Source organism: bacterium, from assembly GCA_013360215.1.
GTDB lineage: Bacteria > CLD3 > CLD3 > SB21 > SB21 > JABWCP01.
Genome location: JABWCP010000013.1, coordinates 53,974 through 74,376 on the forward strand (window position 1 = coordinate 53,974; position 20,403 = coordinate 74,376).

19 protein-coding genes are annotated in these 20,403 nt (G+C 41.2%); 4 read left to right on the forward strand and 15 right to left on the reverse strand.

Annotated elements, in window-relative coordinates; translation table 11 throughout:
- Positions 1 to 17: 17 nt before the first annotated feature.
- The 4 genes from HUU58_09800 to HUU58_09815 are packed head-to-tail and all read right to left on the reverse strand — an operon-like array spanning position 18 to position 4,983.
- Positions 18 to 401, reverse strand: coding sequence for a hypothetical protein (locus HUU58_09800; GenBank protein ID NUN45967.1), 384 nt, complete (start codon positions 399 to 401; stop codon positions 18 to 20).
- A complete protein-coding gene (gene hxpB / locus HUU58_09805) occupies positions 398 to 1,060 on the reverse strand; it encodes a hexitol phosphatase HxpB (protein ID NUN45968.1) in 663 nt (220 codons plus the stop codon). The genes HUU58_09800 and hxpB overlap by 4 nt, the downstream gene beginning before the upstream one ends.
- An 11-nt stretch (positions 1,061 to 1,071) precedes the next feature.
- Positions 1,072 to 1,740, reverse strand: a complete 669-nt coding sequence (locus HUU58_09810) for a DNA alkylation repair protein (GenBank protein ID NUN45969.1) — start codon at positions 1,738 to 1,740, stop codon at positions 1,072 to 1,074.
- Positions 1,741 to 1,785: 45 nt separating this feature from the next.
- Positions 1,786 to 4,983 carry a hypothetical protein gene (locus tag HUU58_09815; protein ID NUN45970.1) on the reverse strand — a complete coding sequence of 1,066 codons (3,198 nt, stop codon included), beginning with the start codon at positions 4,981 to 4,983 and terminating at the stop codon, positions 1,786 to 1,788.
- Positions 4,984 to 5,127: 144 nt separating this feature from the next.
- Between HUU58_09815 and HUU58_09820 the strand changes: the two genes are divergently transcribed.
- The 4 genes from HUU58_09820 to HUU58_09835 are packed head-to-tail and all read left to right on the forward strand — an operon-like array spanning position 5,128 to position 8,485.
- Positions 5,128 to 6,471: a replication-associated recombination protein A gene (locus HUU58_09820; GenBank protein ID NUN45971.1), complete on the forward strand. Its 1,344-nt coding sequence runs from the start codon at positions 5,128 to 5,130 to the stop codon at positions 6,469 to 6,471.
- A gap of 3 nt (positions 6,472 to 6,474) precedes the next feature.
- The gene (gene dut / locus HUU58_09825) at positions 6,475 to 6,906 is read left to right on the forward strand and encodes a dUTP diphosphatase (GenBank protein ID NUN45972.1); all 432 of its coding nucleotides are present in this window, start codon (positions 6,475 to 6,477) and stop codon (positions 6,904 to 6,906) included.
- A 2-nt stretch (positions 6,907 to 6,908) separates the two neighbouring features.
- Complete coding sequence (lipB, locus tag HUU58_09830; protein ID NUN45973.1) at positions 6,909 to 7,604, forward strand: lipoyl(octanoyl) transferase LipB; 696 nt, start codon at positions 6,909 to 6,911, stop codon at positions 7,602 to 7,604.
- Positions 7,601 to 8,485: a tetratricopeptide repeat protein gene (locus HUU58_09835; GenBank protein NUN45974.1), complete on the forward strand. Its 885-nt coding sequence runs from the start codon at positions 7,601 to 7,603 to the stop codon at positions 8,483 to 8,485. Before lipB ends, HUU58_09835 begins: the two co-directional genes overlap by 4 nt.
- Positions 8,486 to 8,555: 70 nt before the next feature.
- Here HUU58_09835 and HUU58_09840 read toward each other — a convergent pair whose 3' ends face one another.
- The 11 genes from HUU58_09840 to HUU58_09890 form a co-directional block, all read right to left on the reverse strand.
- Positions 8,556 to 9,041, reverse strand: a complete 486-nt coding sequence (locus HUU58_09840) for a hypothetical protein (protein NUN45975.1) — start codon at positions 9,039 to 9,041, stop codon at positions 8,556 to 8,558.
- A gap of 2 nt (positions 9,042 to 9,043) precedes the next feature.
- Positions 9,044 to 9,412 carry a hypothetical protein gene (locus HUU58_09845; protein NUN45976.1) on the reverse strand — a complete coding sequence of 123 codons (369 nt, stop codon included), beginning with the start codon at positions 9,410 to 9,412 and terminating at the stop codon, positions 9,044 to 9,046.
- 9 nt (positions 9,413 to 9,421) lie between these two features.
- A complete protein-coding gene (locus HUU58_09850; protein ID NUN45977.1) occupies positions 9,422 to 10,639 on the reverse strand; it encodes a hypothetical protein in 1,218 nt (405 codons plus the stop codon).
- A 4-nt stretch (positions 10,640 to 10,643) separates the two neighbouring features.
- Positions 10,644 to 12,395 (reverse strand): hypothetical protein, encoded by a 1,752-nt coding sequence (locus tag HUU58_09855; GenBank protein ID NUN45978.1) that lies wholly within the window; start codon positions 12,393 to 12,395, stop codon positions 10,644 to 10,646.
- Positions 12,396 to 12,400: 5 nt separating this feature from the next.
- On the reverse strand, positions 12,401 to 12,895 hold the full coding sequence (locus HUU58_09860) for a hypothetical protein (GenBank protein ID NUN45979.1): 495 nt from the start codon (positions 12,893 to 12,895) through the stop codon (positions 12,401 to 12,403).
- Positions 12,896 to 12,911: 16 nt separating this feature from the next.
- Positions 12,912 to 13,616, reverse strand: a complete 705-nt coding sequence (locus HUU58_09865) for a LamG domain-containing protein (protein NUN45980.1) — start codon at positions 13,614 to 13,616, stop codon at positions 12,912 to 12,914.
- Positions 13,617 to 13,838: 222 nt separating this feature from the next.
- Positions 13,839 to 15,806 (reverse strand): TonB-dependent receptor, encoded by a 1,968-nt coding sequence (locus tag HUU58_09870; protein ID NUN45981.1) that lies wholly within the window; start codon positions 15,804 to 15,806, stop codon positions 13,839 to 13,841.
- 35 nt (positions 15,807 to 15,841) lie between these two features.
- Entirely contained in the window at positions 15,842 to 16,372 is a 531-nt protein-coding gene (locus tag HUU58_09875; protein NUN45982.1) for a YfiR family protein, read from the reverse strand.
- Positions 16,373 to 16,466: 94 nt separating this feature from the next.
- On the reverse strand, positions 16,467 to 16,865 hold the full coding sequence (locus HUU58_09880; GenBank protein ID NUN45983.1) for a response regulator: 399 nt from the start codon (positions 16,863 to 16,865) through the stop codon (positions 16,467 to 16,469).
- Entirely contained in the window at positions 16,859 to 18,355 is a 1,497-nt protein-coding gene (locus tag HUU58_09885) for a hypothetical protein (GenBank protein NUN45984.1), read from the reverse strand. The genes HUU58_09880 and HUU58_09885 overlap by 7 nt, the downstream gene beginning before the upstream one ends.
- Complete coding sequence (locus HUU58_09890; protein ID NUN45985.1) at positions 18,352 to 20,304, reverse strand: response regulator; 1,953 nt, start codon at positions 20,302 to 20,304, stop codon at positions 18,352 to 18,354. Before HUU58_09890 ends, HUU58_09885 begins: the two co-directional genes overlap by 4 nt.
- Between the last annotated feature and the right edge of the window lie 99 nt (positions 20,305 to 20,403).

Consider the following 20,403-nt stretch of genomic DNA (forward strand, 5'->3'; position numbering starts at 1 on the left):
TGGACAAATATTAACGGTTACTCTTCATCCGGGCAAGCATCAATAATACGCGTTGGACGCGATCGGAGTAGTCGTATTGCTTCGTCGCCCGAGCGAATCCACAACGTGTCAGCTTGACCAAAAAAATCATACACCAAACGGTTATCCAATCGGTCTATCATGATAAGTTCATCCGAAGAAATATGATATTGACCGCACATAAAAACGTGTACGACCGAGTCTTGCCGTCCATACTGAAAAGCACCGTTTTTTTCAAATATCCAACATGTTTTACGTTGGGTATCCGACCAAAAACCTTCGATGTTTTTTAAAGCAGGATACGTTGTGCTCAAAGACTCGGTATGTTTGCAAGCGATACACATCAATACTATCATTGCTATCAGCAGGGTGTAGTTTTTCATAAAGCGTTGACCTTAGCCCATGTTTTATCGTCCCAAGCGTCTAATGAAGCAAGTTGAATATCGGCAATACACCACTGCGGTTTGCCCGCTGCCGCGGTATCCGGTACGCATGCGGCCAACATACGGGCCGCTTTAGCAGCGATCACGCCACTAAGTGAATCTTCGATGACGAGGCATTCTGTCGGGTTGACGTTGAGCCGCTCCGCTGTCGTGATAAAAATTCCCGGATGCGGTTTACCGTAGGGTTCATATTCTGCGGAGTGGATAACTTCAAAACGATCTTTGATTTTTAGATGAGTAAGAACGGCCTGGATAATGCGCATAGCGGACGATGAAGCTAAAGCCAATTTGCCGACGTGTTTTGTAAAAAAATCCAAAGCATGATATACACCTGGCATAACTTTGCCGTGCGTTGTGGATAGGGCTATGACGCGGTCCACCACGCGCTGCTCTACGGTATAAAGATCAACACCGCTCCACGGTTTACGTTTATACCAATAGTGAACGACTTCATCAAACCGCCAACCCATCGTGCGTTCGCAGTCCGCATCCGTTAGAGCGATGCCCAAATCAGCGAATACTTCACGTTCGGCTTGCCTCCAAAAGGGTTCTGAATTGATCAAAAGCCCGTCCATATCAAAAATAACCGATTTTATCATAACGGAGTTTCCTACAAACGGCTTTTTTTAAATTTATCTTGCAGTTTTTTATCGGTTAATATTTTCAATGCATCGGGTGCATCCGTATGATCGAGCACGACCGGCCCGATTTGTGTCACCGCAAAAAGCGCTTCTTTATTGAGCCGTGGAGATATTTGGCCGATAGCGATGACGGCTTTATTCATGGCTTCACGAGCAAAATTGGGCGATTCGTGAATATCACGTACGATATTCCACAAATAAGCCATGCAATCGGCTTCACTAATGGCTGGTCCGGATAGTGCCAAAATCGTATAACCGCACCGACGCACCATTTCTTTTGGGGATGAAGTCCAGCGATCAATCCATTGTTTTCGATCGGTTAAGTCGGGAGTGATGCTTTCGATTAACGCATCCGCAACATGAGGGTGCTGTACAGTCTCTATACGGTGCTTTAGAAGATTAATATCGGGTGAAGTATGGCGTGAGGTCATTGCAACCAAAATTTGTGCTTCAGGTATATTGGTGTTCCATAAGTTTTCCAACAAAGCCGCGTCGTTAGATATTTTCTTTTGAATTTTTTTGAGTAATGCGAGCTTGATTCGCGATTGGATCAAATCGGGGGGTACGTGCGCAAGTGGTTGGTGTGCCTCGTTTTCGTGAGCCTGGCATAACAAAGTTATAACTTCATCCGGGGTCATGTGGTCTTCTTAATCATAAAATTCTATGTGATCAGACGTTTGGGATTATACGTTATAACGAGGCAGTTCGATGATGAAAACGGCACCTTCACCGGGTGTGCTTTCGACTGAAATTTGGCCATCATGCAATTCAACAAGTTGTTTTACGATCGCCAATCCAAGACCGGTGGATGATTCACGGCCGGTTGGTTTGGCCGAAAGGCGCTGAAATTTACCGAACAATTTTCGTCTATCTTCTAATGTAAGGCCCGGCCCGCGATCACGTACAGAGAAGCGAATAATTGAATCCGTAGCTTCTACCTTGATATCTATTTCTGAATCGCGCGGGCTGTACTTTATCGCATTATTGACAATATTTTCAAACGACTCCCTCAAACGAATCGCATCCCCCCATACATACGAATCAGCATGCGGATGAAAGTGAATGCGTTGCGCTTTTTTTTCGGCATGGATCAGGTTGTCTTGTATAACCAAAGCGGTTATTTCTGAAACGTCGGTTTTTTCTTTGTTCAGTTTAAGCTTACCGGATTCGATGCTCATGGTCTCAAGTAATCCGTTTATAAGATGAAGCATCTGTGAAGACGATCGCTGAATCTGATCAAGGTCTTTATTGGCTTTTTCGGGATTGTTCAGTTCGACGCGAACCAGATCAGTATAACCGACAATTCCTTGAAGTGGGTTGCGTAGATCGTGTGCAGCGATTCCCAATAACTGCGATTTGGTTTCGCTTGCTTGTTGAGCGATTTCCCGTTCTCTTTCGGCAACACGCCGTGCGGATTCGGCCATTTGCAATGCGTTTTCTGTTCTTTCTTTTTCTTCTTCGAGTTTACGCGTACGCATTTGTACCAACGCGGCCAGTTGTTGTTCGCGGGCGATCAGCTGACGTACGTTGTATCGGTATGCACCCAACACAACAAAAACAACTCCGGTCAAACACAAAAGTACAAACCACCATGTTTGGTAAAAAAATGGTTGTTGCACAAAATCCAGGCTTGCGCCCTGTGTATTCCAAATTCCGCTGGCATTGGCGGCAATGACTTGAAAACGGTACGTACCGGGCGGGATATTGGTATAAACAGCCGTTCTCCGGTAACCTGCATCAATCCAGTCATTGTCATAACCATCTAACTTAAATTTGAAACGAATTTTACCGGGTGCACTATAACTCAAACCGGTATAATAAAATTCAATGCGATCGTGCCCCGCAGGAATGAATATAGTCGAATCCAATCTGATATTTTGTTGACCGTCGGCAAATCGAGTAATGACAACGTAAGGAGGATCAAAATTTTTTACAATTTTGGAAGGATCAACCACAGATACGCCATTAATGGTAGCAAACCACAACCGGCCTGATTTATCTTTTATCCCGCCGTATTGTGCTCCGCCATTGCATTCATTGGTTTTCATGCCGTCATCAATCCCGTAAGCATGGCTTTCCAGTTTCGTTATAATACGACGGTCTAATTGTTCAAATTGATGTTTATTGATTCTGAAAATGCCGCGATTGCAACTCATCCAAAAATTGGCACTGTCATCTTCTAATATAGAAAACACGACGTCATCAAATAATCCGTCACGACTGGAGTAGCGCTTAAAATGCCCGTCATGATAACGAATAATCCCCCCGCCGTGTGTACCAATCCACATATCACCGCTTTCTTCTTCGTAAAAAGTCATAACCGAGTGGCTCACCGTCTCGTCCGGCGACTTAAAAGATTCAAATTTACTGTTGCGGAGAATATTGACGCCGCTACCGGTGCCTATCCAGAGCCCTCCCTTGCGATCTTCGTGAAGAGCGCGCACAATATCATGATTCAAACCGTTAAACGTCGTGTAAACGGAAATATTATTATGATGTAACGCGTGCAGGCCGCCTTTGGTGCCAATCCACACGATTCCCGAACGGTCTTTCAATACAACGTTGATAAAGTTATTGGTCAAACCGTTAGTTTTATTATATAACTTATATTTTCCGTCGGACCATCGGGTCAATCCACCCCCGTCTGTTCCGATCCACATCGCACCCTCGGGGTCTTCATATAATGCATGTATGGGAAAGTTTGGTAACCCATTGGTTCCCAAATGAAGTGATGTATGCCTTGTGTTTTGATTGCCGAAGTCAAGCATGCTTACACCAAGGTCGGTACCAAGCCATACCCGATTTTTTCGATCCACAAATAAACATTGGATTACGTTATCCAAAATGCCTTCTTCGTTGCCATACGTAATAAAAAGCGCATCTTTGAAACAACTTAAGCCTCCGGATTCCGAACCAAACCAAAAAATACCCTCGCGGTCTTCATAAAGTGAAATTATCGTATTATTCATCAATCCTTCTTTGGCGCTGATGAGTTCCAGGTGTTTTTGATTCCATCGGAATAACCCTAATGAAGATCCGAGCCATAGATTGCCGTGACGATCATACCGGATTGCATATATCTGAGTGTTGTTTGGAATATCAAATTCGGAATAACTTTTTAAACCATAAGATTGATCGGTTTGTTCAACCCCAAAAAAACCGTTGTTTGTTCCGACTAAAATGCGATTGTCTTTGTTTATGGATAAAGCGTGGATGGCGCTTTTGTTTGAGATATTCTTGTTTATGGAATCCACAATAATGATTTTTTTAGAAATGGAGTTAATCATGTATAACCCATCGTGCGAACCAACCCAAATGTTTCCGTTTAGATCACATTGAAGTGCATGAATGATAGATTCGGATGAATTATACGGTAAAAAAACGCGTGATAACGAATCGCCATTGGTATGGTACAAGCCTCTGTCTGTTGCAATCCAAATACGTTTATCGTGGTCCATGGTGATGGCGTTGACAAACCGTTCGCTCAAAGGGGAAAACGAAGCGGCACTATAAAAACGATTGTTCTTGTGTATGACAATACCGCCGCCGCCCGTTCCAATCCATAACGAGCTGTCGGGCATTACGGTTAAGCTTATAATGCTGTGGGATATAAATACAGGTTCGGTGGTTTTATTGAATACTTCAAACTGGATTCCGTCAAATCTAACGAGGCCTTCGAATGTTCCTATCCATAAGTACCCGTCCGAAGTTTGTACGATTGATGTTACCGTTGACTGGGGTAAACCTTCTTTCAAGTGCCAATTGGTATGCGCGTATTGAGTCAATCGGCGCGCAGGATCAAGAGCATAAGAAAAATCTAATCCTACAAAAACACATACGAAGAAAAAAAGATGTACAGATTTAACAAGAAGTGCATTCATATGTCAAAGGGTGTGAGGGCAACAGAACTGAAAATTGCGGTTAGCAAGTTAAACGCTGATCCAAATTAGAAGTATTTCTACAATTATTCAAATACTTAGAAGTAATTTTTTGCATTTGCATGTCGAGCATGATAGATTGGTGCCATGTCATTATTTGAAATAGACAAATCAGGATTTGAACAACACACAGCACGCATACCGCTTGCAGAACGCATCAGGCCGCGTACGCTAAGTATGGTTATCGGGCAAGAGCATTTGCTTGGGCATGGGAAAGCTTTGCGTACCCAGATCGAACAAGGTAATGTCGTATCTATGATTTTCTGGGGTCCGCCGGGTACCGGCAAAACTACTTTGGCGCGCGTGATCGCCGCAGAGACGCGGTCCAAGTTTGTTTCGCTGAGTGCCGTGGAGGCGGGTGTAGCGGATGTACGTCGGGTCATTCAGGATGCCCAGGCGCTCAAACGGCAGACCGGGGAACGAATGATGTTGTTTATTGATGAAATTCACCGGTTTAACAAGTCACAACAAGATGCCTTGCTGCATAGTGTTGAAGAAGGAACTATCACGTTGATCGGCGCGACGACAGAGAACCCTTCGTTTGAGGTTATCAATGCTTTACAATCCCGATGTAAAATATACAAGCTGGAATCTTTGACGGATGCACATCTTGAAAAGATTTTGGATCAAGCGTTAAAAACGGATGATCTTTTAAAAACTCTGACTGTCGAAATCGCCGATCTTCACAGTTTGATTTTTTACGCCGCCGGCGATGCCCGTAATTTACTCAACACGTTGGAATTAGCCATACAGATCACCCGACCAGATACGAACGGGAAACACATTGTTACTCGGGAGATCGTTGAAGAGGCTTATCAGCAGCGTAATATTCATTACGATCGGGCCGGCGAATATCATTATGACACGATCAGCGCTTTTATTAAAAGCGTCCGCGGGAGCGATCCGGATGCGGCATTGTATTGGATGGCACGTATGCTCGAAGGCGGAGAAGATCCTAAGTTCATTGCTCGACGATTGATTGTTTTGGCGTCGGAAGATATCGGCAACGCTGATCCCTACGCGCTTACACTGGCGGTTTCGACGTTTACAGCCGTAGATTACATAGGCATGCCGGAGGGTCGCATCGTCCTTGCGCAGTGTGTTACGTATCTCGCCTCTTGTCCTAAAAGTAACGCATCCTATCTGGCTGTTGACGCTGCTATCCATGATGTACGCTCAGAAAAAGCACATCCTGTACCGCTGCATCTTCGTAATGCGCCTACCAAACTGATGGAAAAAATGGATTATAGTAAGGGCTATAAATATGCGCATGATTTTTCAGATCAGGGGGAGCCGCACTTTGTTGAACAAATATATTTACCGGATGATTTGAAAGCGCGCATTTATTATCAGCCCACAGCCAACGGCGGAGAAAAGCGGTTAAAAGATCGGTTGGAAAAAATCTCGAAAAAACGAAATAAAAAGGATTGAGTTATGCCTGTTGTTAAAATTCAAAAACTTCATCCGGATGCCAAACTTCCTTCGTATGCGCACCCCGGCGATGCAGGTTTGGATATTTGTTCAGTCGAGAGGGTAGAAATATTACCCCATGCTTCAGCTTTGATCAAAACAGGTTTTTGCATGCAGCTTCCCGACGGCACAGAAGCACAAGTGCGACCTCGAAGCGGTCTTGCTCTCAAACATCAAATCACCGTACTCAATTCACCCGGTACGATTGATCACGGTTATCGGGGTGAGGTGGGTATCATTCTTATCAATCACGGGTCAACTCCTTTTATAGTAGAACCCGGTATGAAAATCGCACAAATGGTCATCGCAGAAGTGCTGCACGCACATGTGGAGGAGGCGACGGAGCTCACGGATAGTTCGCGCGGTCAGGGCGGGTTTGGCAGTACGGGGCGGTAGATATGTCAAATTTATTTCAAATACATCGTTTGGGTTTGGCGGATTACCAAGCCGCTTGGGATCTACAAAAACAACTTTTTGATGATTGTTTAAGTGGTCGAAATGGTGATGCGATTATTATTTGCGAGCATCCTCATACATATACAGTTGGTAAAAACGGTGTTGAGAGCGTTGGAAAACATTTATTGCTTAATCAGGAACAGCTCCGGGAAAACGGAATTCGGGTTTTTGAAATCGATCGTGGCGGCGATATCACATATCATGGTCCGGGACAAATCGTAGGCTATCCGATTCTCAACCTAAACCGTTATTATCGCGATGTGCACCGATATTTGCGTGATATCGAAGAAGTAATTATTCGTACGATTCGTCATTATAATATTGTAGGAAAACGAATTGAAAAGGTTACCGGGGTATGGGTTGATACACCGCGCGGACCTGAAAAAATCTGTGCGATCGGCGTTAAAGTAACCCGATGGGTCACGATGCACGGCTTTGCAATGAATGTGAATACAAATCTCGATTTTTTTAACGGAATCGTACCCTGCGGTATCACGGACAAGGGCGTAACATCCATAGCAAAGTTGCTTAATAAAGAACAAGATATCAGAGAAATAGAAAACGTGATCATCCATGAGTTTCAGTCCGTATTTAAACCTGCCGAAATGCCAATAATGGAAAATCAAGGAGCGATATGAAAAAATATATCTTTTGTTATGTGGTAATAATATCTGAAGTGTTGGGTCGGTGGGGCCTGGCACAAAATCCGGATCAAGCCAAATTCTGGTATGATAAAGGACGATCCGCGTATCTTCGTTTTATGTCAGAAGACTACAAGACGGCGTTGTCTTATTATGAAAGGTCGACTGCTGCGGATTCCAACTACGCACCGGCTTTTGCCGGAAAAGCGGAGGCGTTGACGCTTTTAGCTTTGGAAAAAGAACAAAATGGTTTGGCAGCAGAAGTTGATTTTACCCATGCGTTACGATCAGCCCAACAAGCGATAGCTAAAAAACCAGACCAAAACTTAGGTTACCGTGCTCTTGCACAAGCATATCTGAATATGGACCCCAAAACATACGGCGAAAAAGCGCATGATGCGTTACAGCGTGCCATAGAGTTGGATTCAACCGATGCGGAAAGTTATTTTTTATTGTGGCTTCTGACCGAAAACGACAAACCAAACAGCCCGTTTTTGCGATTATCATTGAAGTTAGATCCTAATTCGTTTCAAACTCACTATGCTTTAGGCCAATACTGGTCTCGTAATAAACAGCCGGATAAAGCGATAGACGAGTACAAGTTATGTATACGGATTAATCCGGACAATTACCGCTCTTATTATTCACTTGGCAATGTATACTCACAAATCAAACGCTACGATATGGCCGTGGAAGAATACGAGAAAGCTATTGCAATAAATAAAAACCTGTACGAAGCGTATTTTTATGTCGGTGTAGCGTATTATTATTTAGATAAAAACAAAAAAGCACAACAACGACTCTCTCAATATATAGAGATGCAACCTAATCCTAAATATAAGCCACAGGCCGAACAGCTTCTCATGGATATGAAATAAAACGCTTTGAGCGCGAAAGTAACGCGGCATCCTAAAATAGGGCATGGCCATATTTGGAGTGCATATGGTATTATACTTTCCAACGATATTGATACGCTAGCGGGCCTGGCTTCTTACATTCTACTATGTTACTGTTTCCAAAATGAAGTTTATTTAGGTGAATTATGATATGATATCCATCTTTCGATATTATCCATAGATTGGGTTTTAGTTTATAAGGTTTTAAACTATAATCAGGATCAAGGAATACCCCTGTTTTCTTTCTTAACTCCTTAAGTGTAATGTCAATATTATAATTATTTTGAATCGAACTCGATACAAAAGCTCTACCGTTGGAAAGATAGAGAAAATGATGATAAAACTCTGTGAATGAATCGCCATCAGGGTTGCCGTGCTTTCGGTGAGTCAAAACATGTAGTCCCTGCTGGTGTTTATCAAAATAAACGCACTCAAGGCTCGTTGGGTATTTAAATACTAATAAGTAGAATATCCAAAATGGAACGATCAAAATAGATATTACAAAAAAAACTCCAGCGTCCATAGGTGTCGTATCCATTTCTATTTTACTTCAATCTGTCCACAACCGCTTAGCTCGGATTCGTCGTTTACAACTATCGCAGCCGTAAATACACCACTTTCCGCCACTTCTATAAACGTTGTAAAATAATCTAATTGATCTGCTTGTATTTCGGAGATTTTATACTTCAAATTGTTTTTATACCATTGTACTTTTAACGGTATAAAATCACTGCATCTTTTCTCAAAGTGCGCATACAATTTGACGGTATCCTTTTTATCAATATCAAAAAAAGAACAATAATCGCTATTTCGAATTTGCTGATATGGCGTAACGAACAGATGGGTGCAGTCGCTCATGGAAGTAAATTGCTGTGCACATAAAATCGAAGCGTATATTATAATAATCAATTTATTATCTCATTTTGAGATAGGGCCGATATACTTTTTAGCAATTACCAAATGATCAAAGAATATAGAGCCGATGTGATTAGCATTATTATTATCATTAAAATTTTTCAACCAAATATAATTTAAGTTTAACGCGGGGTCATTTCGCCACTGAAATCCCTCGAACGGTATGCCTGAACCCTCTGTAAAAAATGCTTCACTCCAAGTCCCAACAGGAAACATGTAGCCCAGATGAAATATTTGAACACCATCAACCCACAGTTTCAGTTCGCCATTAGAAGCCGAAACCGGACTATTTAATTTAATCATCATTTCGATGCAGTGCCACGAGGTCAAACTAATATTATTGGCGGTCGAGTTATTAATAAACTCATTTCCATAATAGGATCCAGCATTCGGCCCGGTAGTGTAGGGGTGCATGCCCATCCAATAATTATAAAATCCAAATTTCGAATAGTCGGCGGGATTTTGTCTTGCAGCACCTGTTATTTCTGTACCTACGTGAAATTCTACATTGCCAAGCGGTTTGACGCCGGACTTTTGTCCGGCTGTTGGCGATGGTGGATTTTTGCCGCCGACATAAACACCGGAATGGTGATATGCAGTGGTATTGTCATATTTGATGTAATATCGAACAAAAATAGAATCGGTGATGTCAGGGTTCAACTGTTTATAGATAAATGTATTTTCATTAGCGTTTGTTCCATCATCAATAGTCTTTAGTTGCAAGGATTGAGATCCCAAACTTCCTGATGGAACAGACTTGTCAAAGACTATATTGGAAGATACGGTGGTTTTTTGATTCCAATAAGTCATCATATTAGATATAGTTGCTTCTTCAAACATCTCTGTAAAAATCACGTCGGCATCTTCTTCTATTTTGAGATCGCCCGGATACTTCTGAGCTATACCTATATAATTAGTTGGATTAGAATTCACAATTACGGTGGTTATTGCTGAATCAATCCCAGCCTTATTACTTGCTTTCAATTTATAAATAGTTGTGAAAGCTGGTGTAACAGTTTTTAGAGTTCCTGACACGATCCCGATGTTATTATCGATAAAAATCGTTTCAGCTCCGCTAACATCCCATGAAAGCATGGTGCTTTGTCCGCTCGTTATGCTGTCAGGATTGGCTATAAAGCTTATAATCTTGGGTTTTTTTTCATGTTCTTCACTGTTACAAGCCAAAACTATAAGGAGTAATAATACAATATTATTTTTCATAGGCTTATTCCTTAAGGTATTCTAAAATTAACACACAGGATTTTCCCAACAAGTACGTATTATCAGATTGTAACGTAACTATGCTTTTGGTTAAATTGTCATCCGTTAATGCGCCAGTCAATGATGATGCTTTGGCGATGGAGTAACCCGAAACAACGGGCAGCGCCAGTTTCTTGGTTTTTGACAGATCAATATTCACCACTATTATGGAGAGATGTTTACCATCATTAGTTTGAAAAGCTGACGCCCTAACGAAAGAGTCCATACCACCGTCAATCATTTTTATGGATGTTAGAACAGATTTATCATGCATGATGGGAAAGAATTCTTCGTAAACCTGGGCTGCTGCCATAAAGGTAAAACTACCGTCGTTATTACGTCTAATAGGATGCCATTGTGCAAGCCAGCTTCCATAAATCCAATAGTTGGCTCGTTCAATATTCGTTATCTGACTTGCCATCGTGAGGAAGTTGGCGGTTGATAGCGCACCTTCCCATTTAAATCCTTTGTCCGGATTAGATTGCGGAGCATCATGGGCATGATCGCCAATAACAATCTTCAATCCCTTGTTTAGCGTGACAGCTTCCCAAGATTTTAGTAATGTTTCATCTTGAAGTATGTTGGGATTTCCGGTGGCCGGATCTTCGTCATAAAAAAAGTGAGGAGATATACCCCAAAATTTTCCTGAAAAACTTGATGCATTAAGTATGGCTGTATTCCATGCAGAATTGGGGTTGCCCACAACCGGTAATGTGATTTGAATGGTAGGATCAATACGTCTCATAGCATCAATAACCGGAGTAGCAAGAGGTATGTACTTAGAAGCATCAAAATTAAACTCACTGGGAGACCAAGGCTCATTGCCAATGTTCCATGTCCGCACATTGTATGGCACTTCGCGGCCGTTAGCTGCGCGCTGTGCCGCCCATGGATGGTTCCCGTCATTCGGTGCGTTGCAATACTCAACCCAATCGGCAGCATTTTGTGCGGCGCTACTTTCGCTGGAAATGGGATAAATGTTGACCATAATTTGAATATCGGCTCCAGTCAATCCTCGCGCTAATACCATTTGCATAAACTCATCAAAACCGAAAGCCAGTATATTATTAGAATTTGGTGCGAGCTGTTGTGGTAGCCTGTTGGCGATTGGGCCTACGGTATATTTCCAGTTCCAATTCATTACCACTGGATTTCCGGGATAGCGAACTCCCGTTACAGGTAGTTTGTTCCAGAGCGGTTGAAGTCCGGCAAGCATGGCGCCGGTCGCAATATCGTGGTAACCTATGGATAAACCAATTCCATTGTCTAAACTACTCCGTGCATCGTAACTGATACCTAAGAGTTTTCTTGGTTTAAGATTCAGGACATGAGATTCATCTACTGTAACAATCAATGTGTTCGGATCGGGAGACACAAATACGGTTACAGAGGCTGAGTCTGCTCCATATTTGTTGATTGCTTTTAGTTGGTAGGTTGTGGTATTGAACGGAGTAACAATATAGCTCACGCTTGTTATGGCTCCGATATCATTGTCAATGGTAACTGATTCAGCGCCGGTAACATCCCATGAAAGCGTAACGCTTTCGCCGCTTGTTATGTTTTCAGGGTTAGCTATAAAGCTGTAAATAACGGGTTTTTTGTTTTTTGCTCTCGGCTCGTCTTCTTTACATGACTGGATGCCCAGTAGAAAGAATCCGATCAAATAAAAGACGGCACAGTTGCCGGGATCTATGAAGTTACCTTTATACTTTGACATCAGATTTACGGGTTAAATTGTATAAATGAGAGGGAAAAAACTATTAGAGTATCATCTGCCGTACTTGAAGAAATGTTAAGGTCAGTCAACCCGTTTACAACAAAAGCGCCATTGACTAGAGGAATTCTTGCGAATAGAAGCTGCCGGAACATGTATTTCATACATTCAAGAAACTCCATGTTCTTAGTCCCTTCATACACTATCTTCACACCTTCAACGTTGCCTGCCGGTTTTACAACAAATTGTATGCGGATTCTAAAATCCTGCTTTTCGCCAGAGCTAACGTTCCTAACGTAACAACTAGCAAAATACTGAATTTTTGAATTAATTTTTTCTGCAATTTCACTATCCTTACGCCCAGTGCCATAGACTGCTGGCGCTGTACAGAATATGTTCAGCCTTCCGGTTTTTGAGTCTTGCGCATTTAATAAATTATCACCACACGCAAGGGCGCATGCAAACCAAGCAAATAAAACAAACTGATTAAACAAACCTTTCATGAATTATGTTCTAAATCTAATTAGTATAAATTAATTTTAACTGAGCAGCAGTCAAGCCGATATCAAACAAAGCCACTTCATCAATACTTCCCTTAAAGCTGTCACCGCTCAAACCAAGCCGCGTCCCAATGAACAAAGGAGACGTGTCGATGACAAGCGCGTTCGCGGCTGATAAGGATCCTACCTCTTCACCATTAACATATAATCTCATCGTTATCCCATCATAGCTTCCAGCTATATGCATCCACTGATTTAGAGAATAACCGGTATTGCGTACTTCAGAATTATTAATACTAAATATCACGTCTCCCGTCCCGGATAATGCTAACTTATAAGGTGACGGCAATCCGCCCCCTTTCGTTAGAATGTATTGTGTTTTTTGTTCTTCAGCATAAACCCATGCTGTAATGGTGATGCCGTTTAAGAAATGAAATGCGGTGTCATCGGGAACGGTTATTAAATCATCCGTCCCGTCAAAGTGATAAGCATCATTGACTGAATCATTGTGTCCGGCCGTCAATAGCGGACCAAAGGAAGTCCCAATATGTTGATTGGCTGATGCATCGTCGGTATTGCCATGAAATGGGTAATAGGCTACCGCTTCGCTATAAGGATTGCCAGTACTGTCTGTATCAGTAATGTCCGTATCCTCGTGAATATTCTCATCACAAGACATCGCTATAACCAACACAATTATCAGAGCGAATAAATTGAAGCGCATGTTTACTCCTTGTTAGTTTCTATATTCTATAAAAGAGTATATTGAATTCGCCCCATCCATTTCCGATCCATGCGCCGATACAGGAGTTGACGGGTTTCGATCTGCGTTCTCCCAAGAAATAACAAGCGAAAAAAAATACATACGATTGAGTCTATTATTTCATTCTTCACTTTCAACTAAACACTTGAGCTATTAAGCTTATTTGTGTAAGCAAACGCACTCTTAAAACGCATATTGAATTCTTAATAAAAACTCTCTCTCTAAACCGGAAACGGGATTGTGTCCGCCATTATATCCTTGAGGAAATTCGTAATGTTCTCCAAGAATATTGTATATACCCACACCGACATCTAATTTTGAGACAACATGACGGTACAACAAATAGAGATTTATCTGATAACTTGGATCAAACGCTTTAATTCCAATGTTGGGGTCTACGCCGTCATAACCATAGCGTGTGCTCTGATAAATAAAGGAAGGGCTGACGGATAAACTAGCGGTTGGGAACCAAGTAATGATTCCTGCAATCTTATGCTTTGCCATAGCTAAATAGTAATTCGATTTGCCGGGAACTTCGTAATCATTGATAGAATTCTTATTGGCCGTCGTGTAAAAAGAATAATTTACAATGAAATTGTTTTTGCCTAATCTGTATTTATTCTCGATCTCAATCCCGCGAGACCCGGTTTTTCCGAAATTCTGATAACCTTCAACTACTACATCATTTATAGAGTCGTAATCGGCGCGATAAACGATAGGTTTATGTGTCGTTATATCATACACATTGGCGGTCAAATTCATATCTTTGGATACTTGCCATCCTAATTCTGCTTCAAGTACCGTAGTTATTTCCGGCTTGATATCAAATTGTTTTCCACTTCGTATGTTTTCAACGACGGGAGAGCGGAAAGCGCGGCTGGCTAATAGTTTCAAATGCCACTTATCGAAGGTTTTATTGAAAGCAGCGCGCGGTACAAACGATGTGCCGTATACGTTATGTCTTTCAAAACGCGCTCCTACTGTTATGCGACCAAATGGGATTGCTGAGTTTATTTGGGCGAAAGAGGACATATTATAAAATGTGGCAGAAGTTTTGTTAAAGTTGTCGCCATAAAGTCCGGATATTTCGTCAGCATGGTACGCGGCATCGCTTGAGTACTCGACGCCGACTAGCAATCCGGTATTTTTAGTAAATTCATACTGTGATATGACATCAACCGTGTTCCTATAAATTCTCTTGCGATAAGTTATGTAGCTATCTACTGAATCGTAGGCAATGTTCCATGGCCGCTGCCATGTAATGTTGATATGAGGTGTAAGAGTCCATTTATCATTCAATTGAAAATCATATTTGATATCAGACGCGATAGTCTTAAATGTCTGTGCTTTTGTTTTGGAAAAGTTGGCGTCAAAGCCGTCATTTATCTTATTTACATAATTTTCATACATAAACAGTGCGCTAAACGCATGGTGTTTTACACGTATGGTTGCGAACATCGGATCATGTGTATTCTCTTTAAGAGAAAAGGAATTACCGTAAATATCTGTAAATCTTCGATAGGAAGGGTGTGTCTGTCCTAAAAAAACCGATGTAACTATTTCTCCATTTTCCCAACCGTGACTGTAAGCCGCGCTGACATCACGCCTTGAAAACGATTTATTAAATTTGCCCAAATTTGATGTCAAATTAAAACCGTTGATCTGTTCGGCGCCTTTAGTGATCACGTTGATCACGGCATATTCGGCAAATCCCCCATAGACAGCAGACCCGGGCCCGCGAATAATCTCAATACGTCTAATTTGATTCAAAGGAAATCTATTTTGCAAAACCAAGTTGCCAAAAAGTAATTCATTCACAGCCTGTCCGTCCCACAAGAATAGTATTTTTCCTTCCGGGGCCCACAATCCACGCACTGCAGGGCGCCCAACACCCAAAATATCCCCCTGAAAATCCATTCCAGGTATTAGTCTCAGCACATCAACCATATCTCGGGCGCCGGAACTTGTTATTTCATCCTCTGTTATCACAGTAATAATTCCAGGTGTTTCACGTACATTGAGTCCGCCGGTTTTAGTTGCAACTTGTACGATGTCAACGTTTAAGAGTTCCTCAAGCGTCATGTTTTCATAATCCGCAGTTTGCGACCACGCCAGGGTTGCACTGAAAAGCATCAAGTAGAGGTGTTTCACGGGGGTTCTCCTTTAAATGGTTTGGTGACGTTATTTTATTTTATCACTTGAGCCACTTTAAAAATTGCCGCATTCCACGTTATTCCCTGTAACGATGATGAGTTCAAGTTGACTATGATTTTTGGTTTATTGTCATTCCCCGGTATAATTCCTAACGATGCCCCGCTCTCAATAATAGTAAGCCGTTTTGCTATAGTCATTATTTTATTCTTATTTGCATATTCAAATACCGCTTTAGGATCTTGTACATCCCCAATGTATATCACATCCGGAGGATTAAATGGCAATGTCGTTCCAAAGGTTACGGTCACAATAGTTGAAGTCCCGACCTTTTTTCCTTCATACGCTTTGAGTTTCTCTCCAAGCTTGGGTTGCAGCAAGACAAAGATTGTTAAGGAACGATCTATTGAAAGGCGCCGTTCATAATGCAATACCTTAACGATCAAGGGTGCAAGAATCTCGTTGGGTATCTCTTCATCTTGGCTATGAGCGGGATTATGTACTGATAGTAATCCAGCAAGTAAAATCACCAAAACAAAAATATCAAAAGTATAAGAGGTTTTCATGGACGTTATATTAAGTTCTACCGTGCGTATTATTATTTGTGATTCGAAAGAAGTCGGTTTTCATATGGTCTTTAGACGAAAGCTTTCATAAAAACTAGCTTGCAAATCGTGATTTTGCCCTCATTATGCCATTGGTAACGGCCGCAGTCAGTAGTCGGGTCGGGCAAGATTTAGTCAAAAACTCATCAATTACTTTGGCTTTGATCATGTTGTCCATTTCGGCTTCTACTTCAGAATATCCGGAATAAATAATATTGTAAGTGCGGAATTCAGGATAAAGTTCTTTAACTTTCATTAAGAACTGAAGACCGTTCATCTCAGGCATTCTATGGTCACTGATAATGACAGAGACCTTTTTGTTCGTTTCTAACTCTTTGATCGCGTTCTTTGGTTCGGTAAAAGTCAAGACATGAAAGTCGTCTTCAAATAAAAGGCGGAGTGATTTGCCGATTTCCGGATCATCGTCTACGCACATTATGGTGTCGATTAGCATAAGACCTCTTTTTCTTTTATATGTTGATTTGTATGGGAAATCGGGAGAGTTATGATAAATTCCGTTCCTACCCCTAATTGTGAATTAAAAGAAATTTCGCCGTTGTGTTTGAGCATTATATCGTAGCTTATGGACATGCCCAATCCAGTACCTTTGCCAACGGGTTTCGTAGTAAAGAAGGGGTCAAAAATTTTATTTTTAACTTCATCGGGTATACCTTGCCCATTGTCAGAAATGGTTATTAAAACATACTCGTTTCGTCTAGACGTAAAAATCGATATTAATCCTTGTTCCGGTATGGCCTGAATAGCGTTTGTTAAGATATTCATGAATACCTGGCTCAACTGACCTGGAAAACATTCTATTTCAGGCAAGTCGCCGTATCTCTTTTCGACAACAATCTTACTTTTTAACTGGTTCTGTAGTAAGATCAGCACCGAATCGATAATTTTGTGAAGATTTGAGAATTTCATCTCGCGTTGATCTTTTCTAGTGAAATTAAGAAGTCCTTCAACGATTTCTCCGATCCTTGTACTGGCTAGTTCCATGGCAGGCAACATCTCATTAGATATCATAGATGATATGTTCTTGACAGACTCCATACTTCCACTGTTTTCTATGACGCGCATCTTTTTCTCTACCACCGTCAAATAATGGTCTATGGTGGCCCTTGGCGTATTAATTTCGTGCGCAACGCCTGCAACCATCTGCCCAATTGCCGATAACTTTTCTGATTGAACCAGTTGGTTTTGAGCCTCTTTTATCTTCTCAAGATTATCTTCCAGTGTTTTATTCATTTCAGACAGTTGCTCCGATTTCTCTTCGGACAATTTCTTTTCTTCAATCAGCGAATGTTGGGCTACCTCCACCTGTAATGCCGTTTTATTCAGCAAATAACCCATCCAAAGCATTGCAAATAAAACTATCAAGCCAATTGTAAGGAACAGAATACTATTGCGTGACGTTCGGTCAATTAAGTAATCTTTCGAATATGCGATACCAATCAAGCCGATTTTGTGTTGTTCTACGTCAATCATCGGTAACCATGCGATAATTTCATTTTCGAATTCATGAAAGGATTCTTGTGTGTTTTCGGATTTAATATGTGAACCATTTATATTCGGTGTCGGATCTCTGATAATTTGTCTTTTTTCATTGTCTAAATGTCGTATCAAATGGTTGTTTTCATCATATATCTGAACCCACCGTAACGTAATTTCATCTTCTGAAGAGCGTCGTAATAAAAGATTTAATGATTGATCGATTGAGGCGCCATCATCTAACATCATTGCTTGTGTACCCACCGACAGGTTCTCGGACAATAGTTTGCCAATAAACTCGACGTCACGGTAAACAATTTCGGTAGCCATTCGTTTAGCTTGGTAAGGGGAGAAAAAAATCAACAAGCCTATCCAAGAAATGCATATAAATCCGATTAATAGGTATATTCGAAAACGAATATTGTGAGATCTACCGATTACATTTTTCATAGAGTAACTTCTCGAATGGTAGAAACAAGTTTTTCAATAGAAAACGGTTTCGCTAGGAATGTAAAGCCGCCGTTTGTGTAACATAAGTCAATTTGAGGGTCCATACCGCCACTGATAAGTATGGCTTTTATCTCGGGGTGAGACTTTTTAACGTGTTGAATGAAAGTTAATCCGTCCATTTCAGGCATATGAAAATCACAAATGATCAAAGAGATGTCTTTGCCAGAATCTTTTATTATTTGAAGGCCATCATTTCCAGTTCTAGTTGATATGACAGGATATCCTTTTTGATTTAGCATATCTTGGAGCACCTCTAATACATTTTCTTCATCATCTACCAAAAGTATCTTCGGTAAAGGTTGGGTTTGCTTATTCTGTGTTGCGGAATCAGGCACAAGAGAGTTTGAAATGTTTAAAGATTGTTCGGCTAAATCCGACGGAGATGATCTCAACGTTTTTGATGAAGCGGGAAGATAAAATGTAAAAACGGTACCTTTACCGGTATTACTAGCTACATCAATAAAGCCCCCATGTCCTCTTAAAATAGATTGGACGATTGAAAGGCCTAAGCCAGATCCTTTTTTTTCTTCTTTGGTTGAAAAAAAGGGGCTAAATAGTCTGGCGCGTATATCGGGATTGATGCCGACGCCTGTATCCTCAACGGAAATAGCCACATAAGTTCCCGCTTTTACGCCTGGACGGCTTCGTGCTTTCGTCGTATCGATGCTACAATTATATGAACTAATCGTCATGACCCCTCCATCCGGCATGGCGTCTCGCGCATTCACGCATAAATTCATTAAGATTTGATGTATTTGAGTTTGATTGCCTAAAACGGGATAAAGATCAAAGTGGATACGTATAGCCAGTTGAATATTTTTGGGAAAAGTTTCATTGATTATTCTTGCCATTTCTAATACGCAATCATTGGGCTGAACAACTTCAAACTGATCTTTGATACCCTTGCTAAACGATAAAATCTGTTTGACTAAATGGGACGCTCTTTGAACGTTTTTGTCGATCATTTCTATATAACGCCTGTCTTCTCCTTTTTGTCTTTCGGAGAGCAAAGAAATAGAAATAGAAATAGGAGTTAAAATATTGTTGAGGTCGTGAGCGATACCACCAGCCAGTCCCCCAAGAGTATAAATGCGTTGGTTTCTCAGTAGATGGATTTCATCTTTTAAATCATTCTTTGTTTTCTCGAGATGTATAGCAAAAAGATGAGGATTTTTCTTGATCAGTCGCCATTCGCTATGGATATAATCGTCTAAAGAATAAAGGGATAGCCGTCCTTTCCATTGTCCATTTTCTATAGCAGCTTTTCTAGCGGAAGGTAACATTTCATTAGCATCGCGGACGATATCGAATAACGAAGTCTTGGTGTTGGGTAATTTATGACCATAAATATTAATGGCAGAAGTGTTAGCGTATTCGATCGTCAAGGCCTCGTTACACAACCACATCGGTTCATTAGAAAACTCGATTAGTTGATTAAATTCGTCGTTTGTTCCTTGCGAATCGTATGCTAAGCTGTAACTCATGAGTGAACCATAATGAGTGTTTTTTATAATGAATGGCCAACCTTCAACTACGACTGGTATATGTTTATTGTTTTTTGTTTTTCGTATTGTATGAAGTTTTATCTGTTGTTTGTCGAGCAGCTTTTGATAAATAGTGAAAGCTTCATCATGCAAGTAAGGCGGTTGCAAGAATGAGTTCAGGTTTTTTCCAGAAACCTCCTTTTGAGAGAAACTAAACATCTGTTCAAAAGCAGAATTGACAAAGAATATGTTGTCATTCAAGTCTATTACCGCAAGGCCGGATTTGAACTTTTCAGCAAAAAATGCTAGCCACGGGTTCAACCGCCTCAAGGATTCACTTTTAGGGGCATGCAACACTTCAGATTGGTCGTTGCTTTTTATGGGACGAAGTACATGGGTTTTCATACCATTACAATACAATCAAGTCGATGGCGTAACAATAGTCCAAACGGACAGTGTTGGAGTTAATCCGGATTTTATTTGGAAGAAACTAACCGAAAAGAC

Bases quoted from the DNA above. Each gene is read 5' to 3' on its own strand.
- HUU58_09800 (NUN45967.1), bottom strand. From the start codon at position 401: ATGAAAAACTACACCCTGCTGATAGCAATGATAGTATTGATGTGTATC.
- hxpB (NUN45968.1), bottom strand. From the start codon at position 1,060: ATGATAAAATCGGTTATTTTTGATATGGACGGGCTTTTGATCAATTCA.
- HUU58_09810 (NUN45969.1), bottom strand. From the start codon at position 1,740: ATGACCCCGGATGAAGTTATAACTTTGTTATGCCAGGCTCACGAAAAC.
- HUU58_09815 (NUN45970.1), bottom strand. From the start codon at position 4,983: ATGAATGCACTTCTTGTTAAATCTGTACATCTTTTTTTCTTCGTATGT.
- HUU58_09820 (NUN45971.1), top strand. From the start codon at position 5,128: ATGTCATTATTTGAAATAGACAAATCAGGATTTGAACAACACACAGCA.
- dut (NUN45972.1), top strand. From the start codon at position 6,475: ATGCCTGTTGTTAAAATTCAAAAACTTCATCCGGATGCCAAACTTCCT.
- lipB (NUN45973.1), top strand. From the start codon at position 6,909: ATGTCAAATTTATTTCAAATACATCGTTTGGGTTTGGCGGATTACCAA.
- HUU58_09835 (NUN45974.1), top strand. From the start codon at position 7,601: ATGAAAAAATATATCTTTTGTTATGTGGTAATAATATCTGAAGTGTTG.
- HUU58_09840 (NUN45975.1), bottom strand. From the start codon at position 9,041: ATGGATACGACACCTATGGACGCTGGAGTTTTTTTTGTAATATCTATT.
- HUU58_09850 (NUN45977.1), bottom strand. From the start codon at position 10,639: ATGAAAAATAATATTGTATTATTACTCCTTATAGTTTTGGCTTGTAAC.
- HUU58_09855 (NUN45978.1), bottom strand. From the start codon at position 12,395: ATGTCAAAGTATAAAGGTAACTTCATAGATCCCGGCAACTGTGCCGTC.
- HUU58_09860 (NUN45979.1), bottom strand. From the start codon at position 12,895: ATGAAAGGTTTGTTTAATCAGTTTGTTTTATTTGCTTGGTTTGCATGC.
- HUU58_09865 (NUN45980.1), bottom strand. From the start codon at position 13,616: ATGCGCTTCAATTTATTCGCTCTGATAATTGTGTTGGTTATAGCGATG.
- HUU58_09875 (NUN45982.1), bottom strand. From the start codon at position 16,372: ATGAAAACCTCTTATACTTTTGATATTTTTGTTTTGGTGATTTTACTT.
- HUU58_09880 (NUN45983.1), bottom strand. From the start codon at position 16,865: ATGCTAATCGACACCATAATGTGCGTAGACGATGATCCGGAAATCGGC.
- HUU58_09885 (NUN45984.1), bottom strand. From the start codon at position 18,355: ATGAAAAATGTAATCGGTAGATCTCACAATATTCGTTTTCGAATATAC.
- HUU58_09890 (NUN45985.1), bottom strand. From the start codon at position 20,304: ATGAAAACCCATGTACTTCGTCCCATAAAAAGCAACGACCAATCTGAA.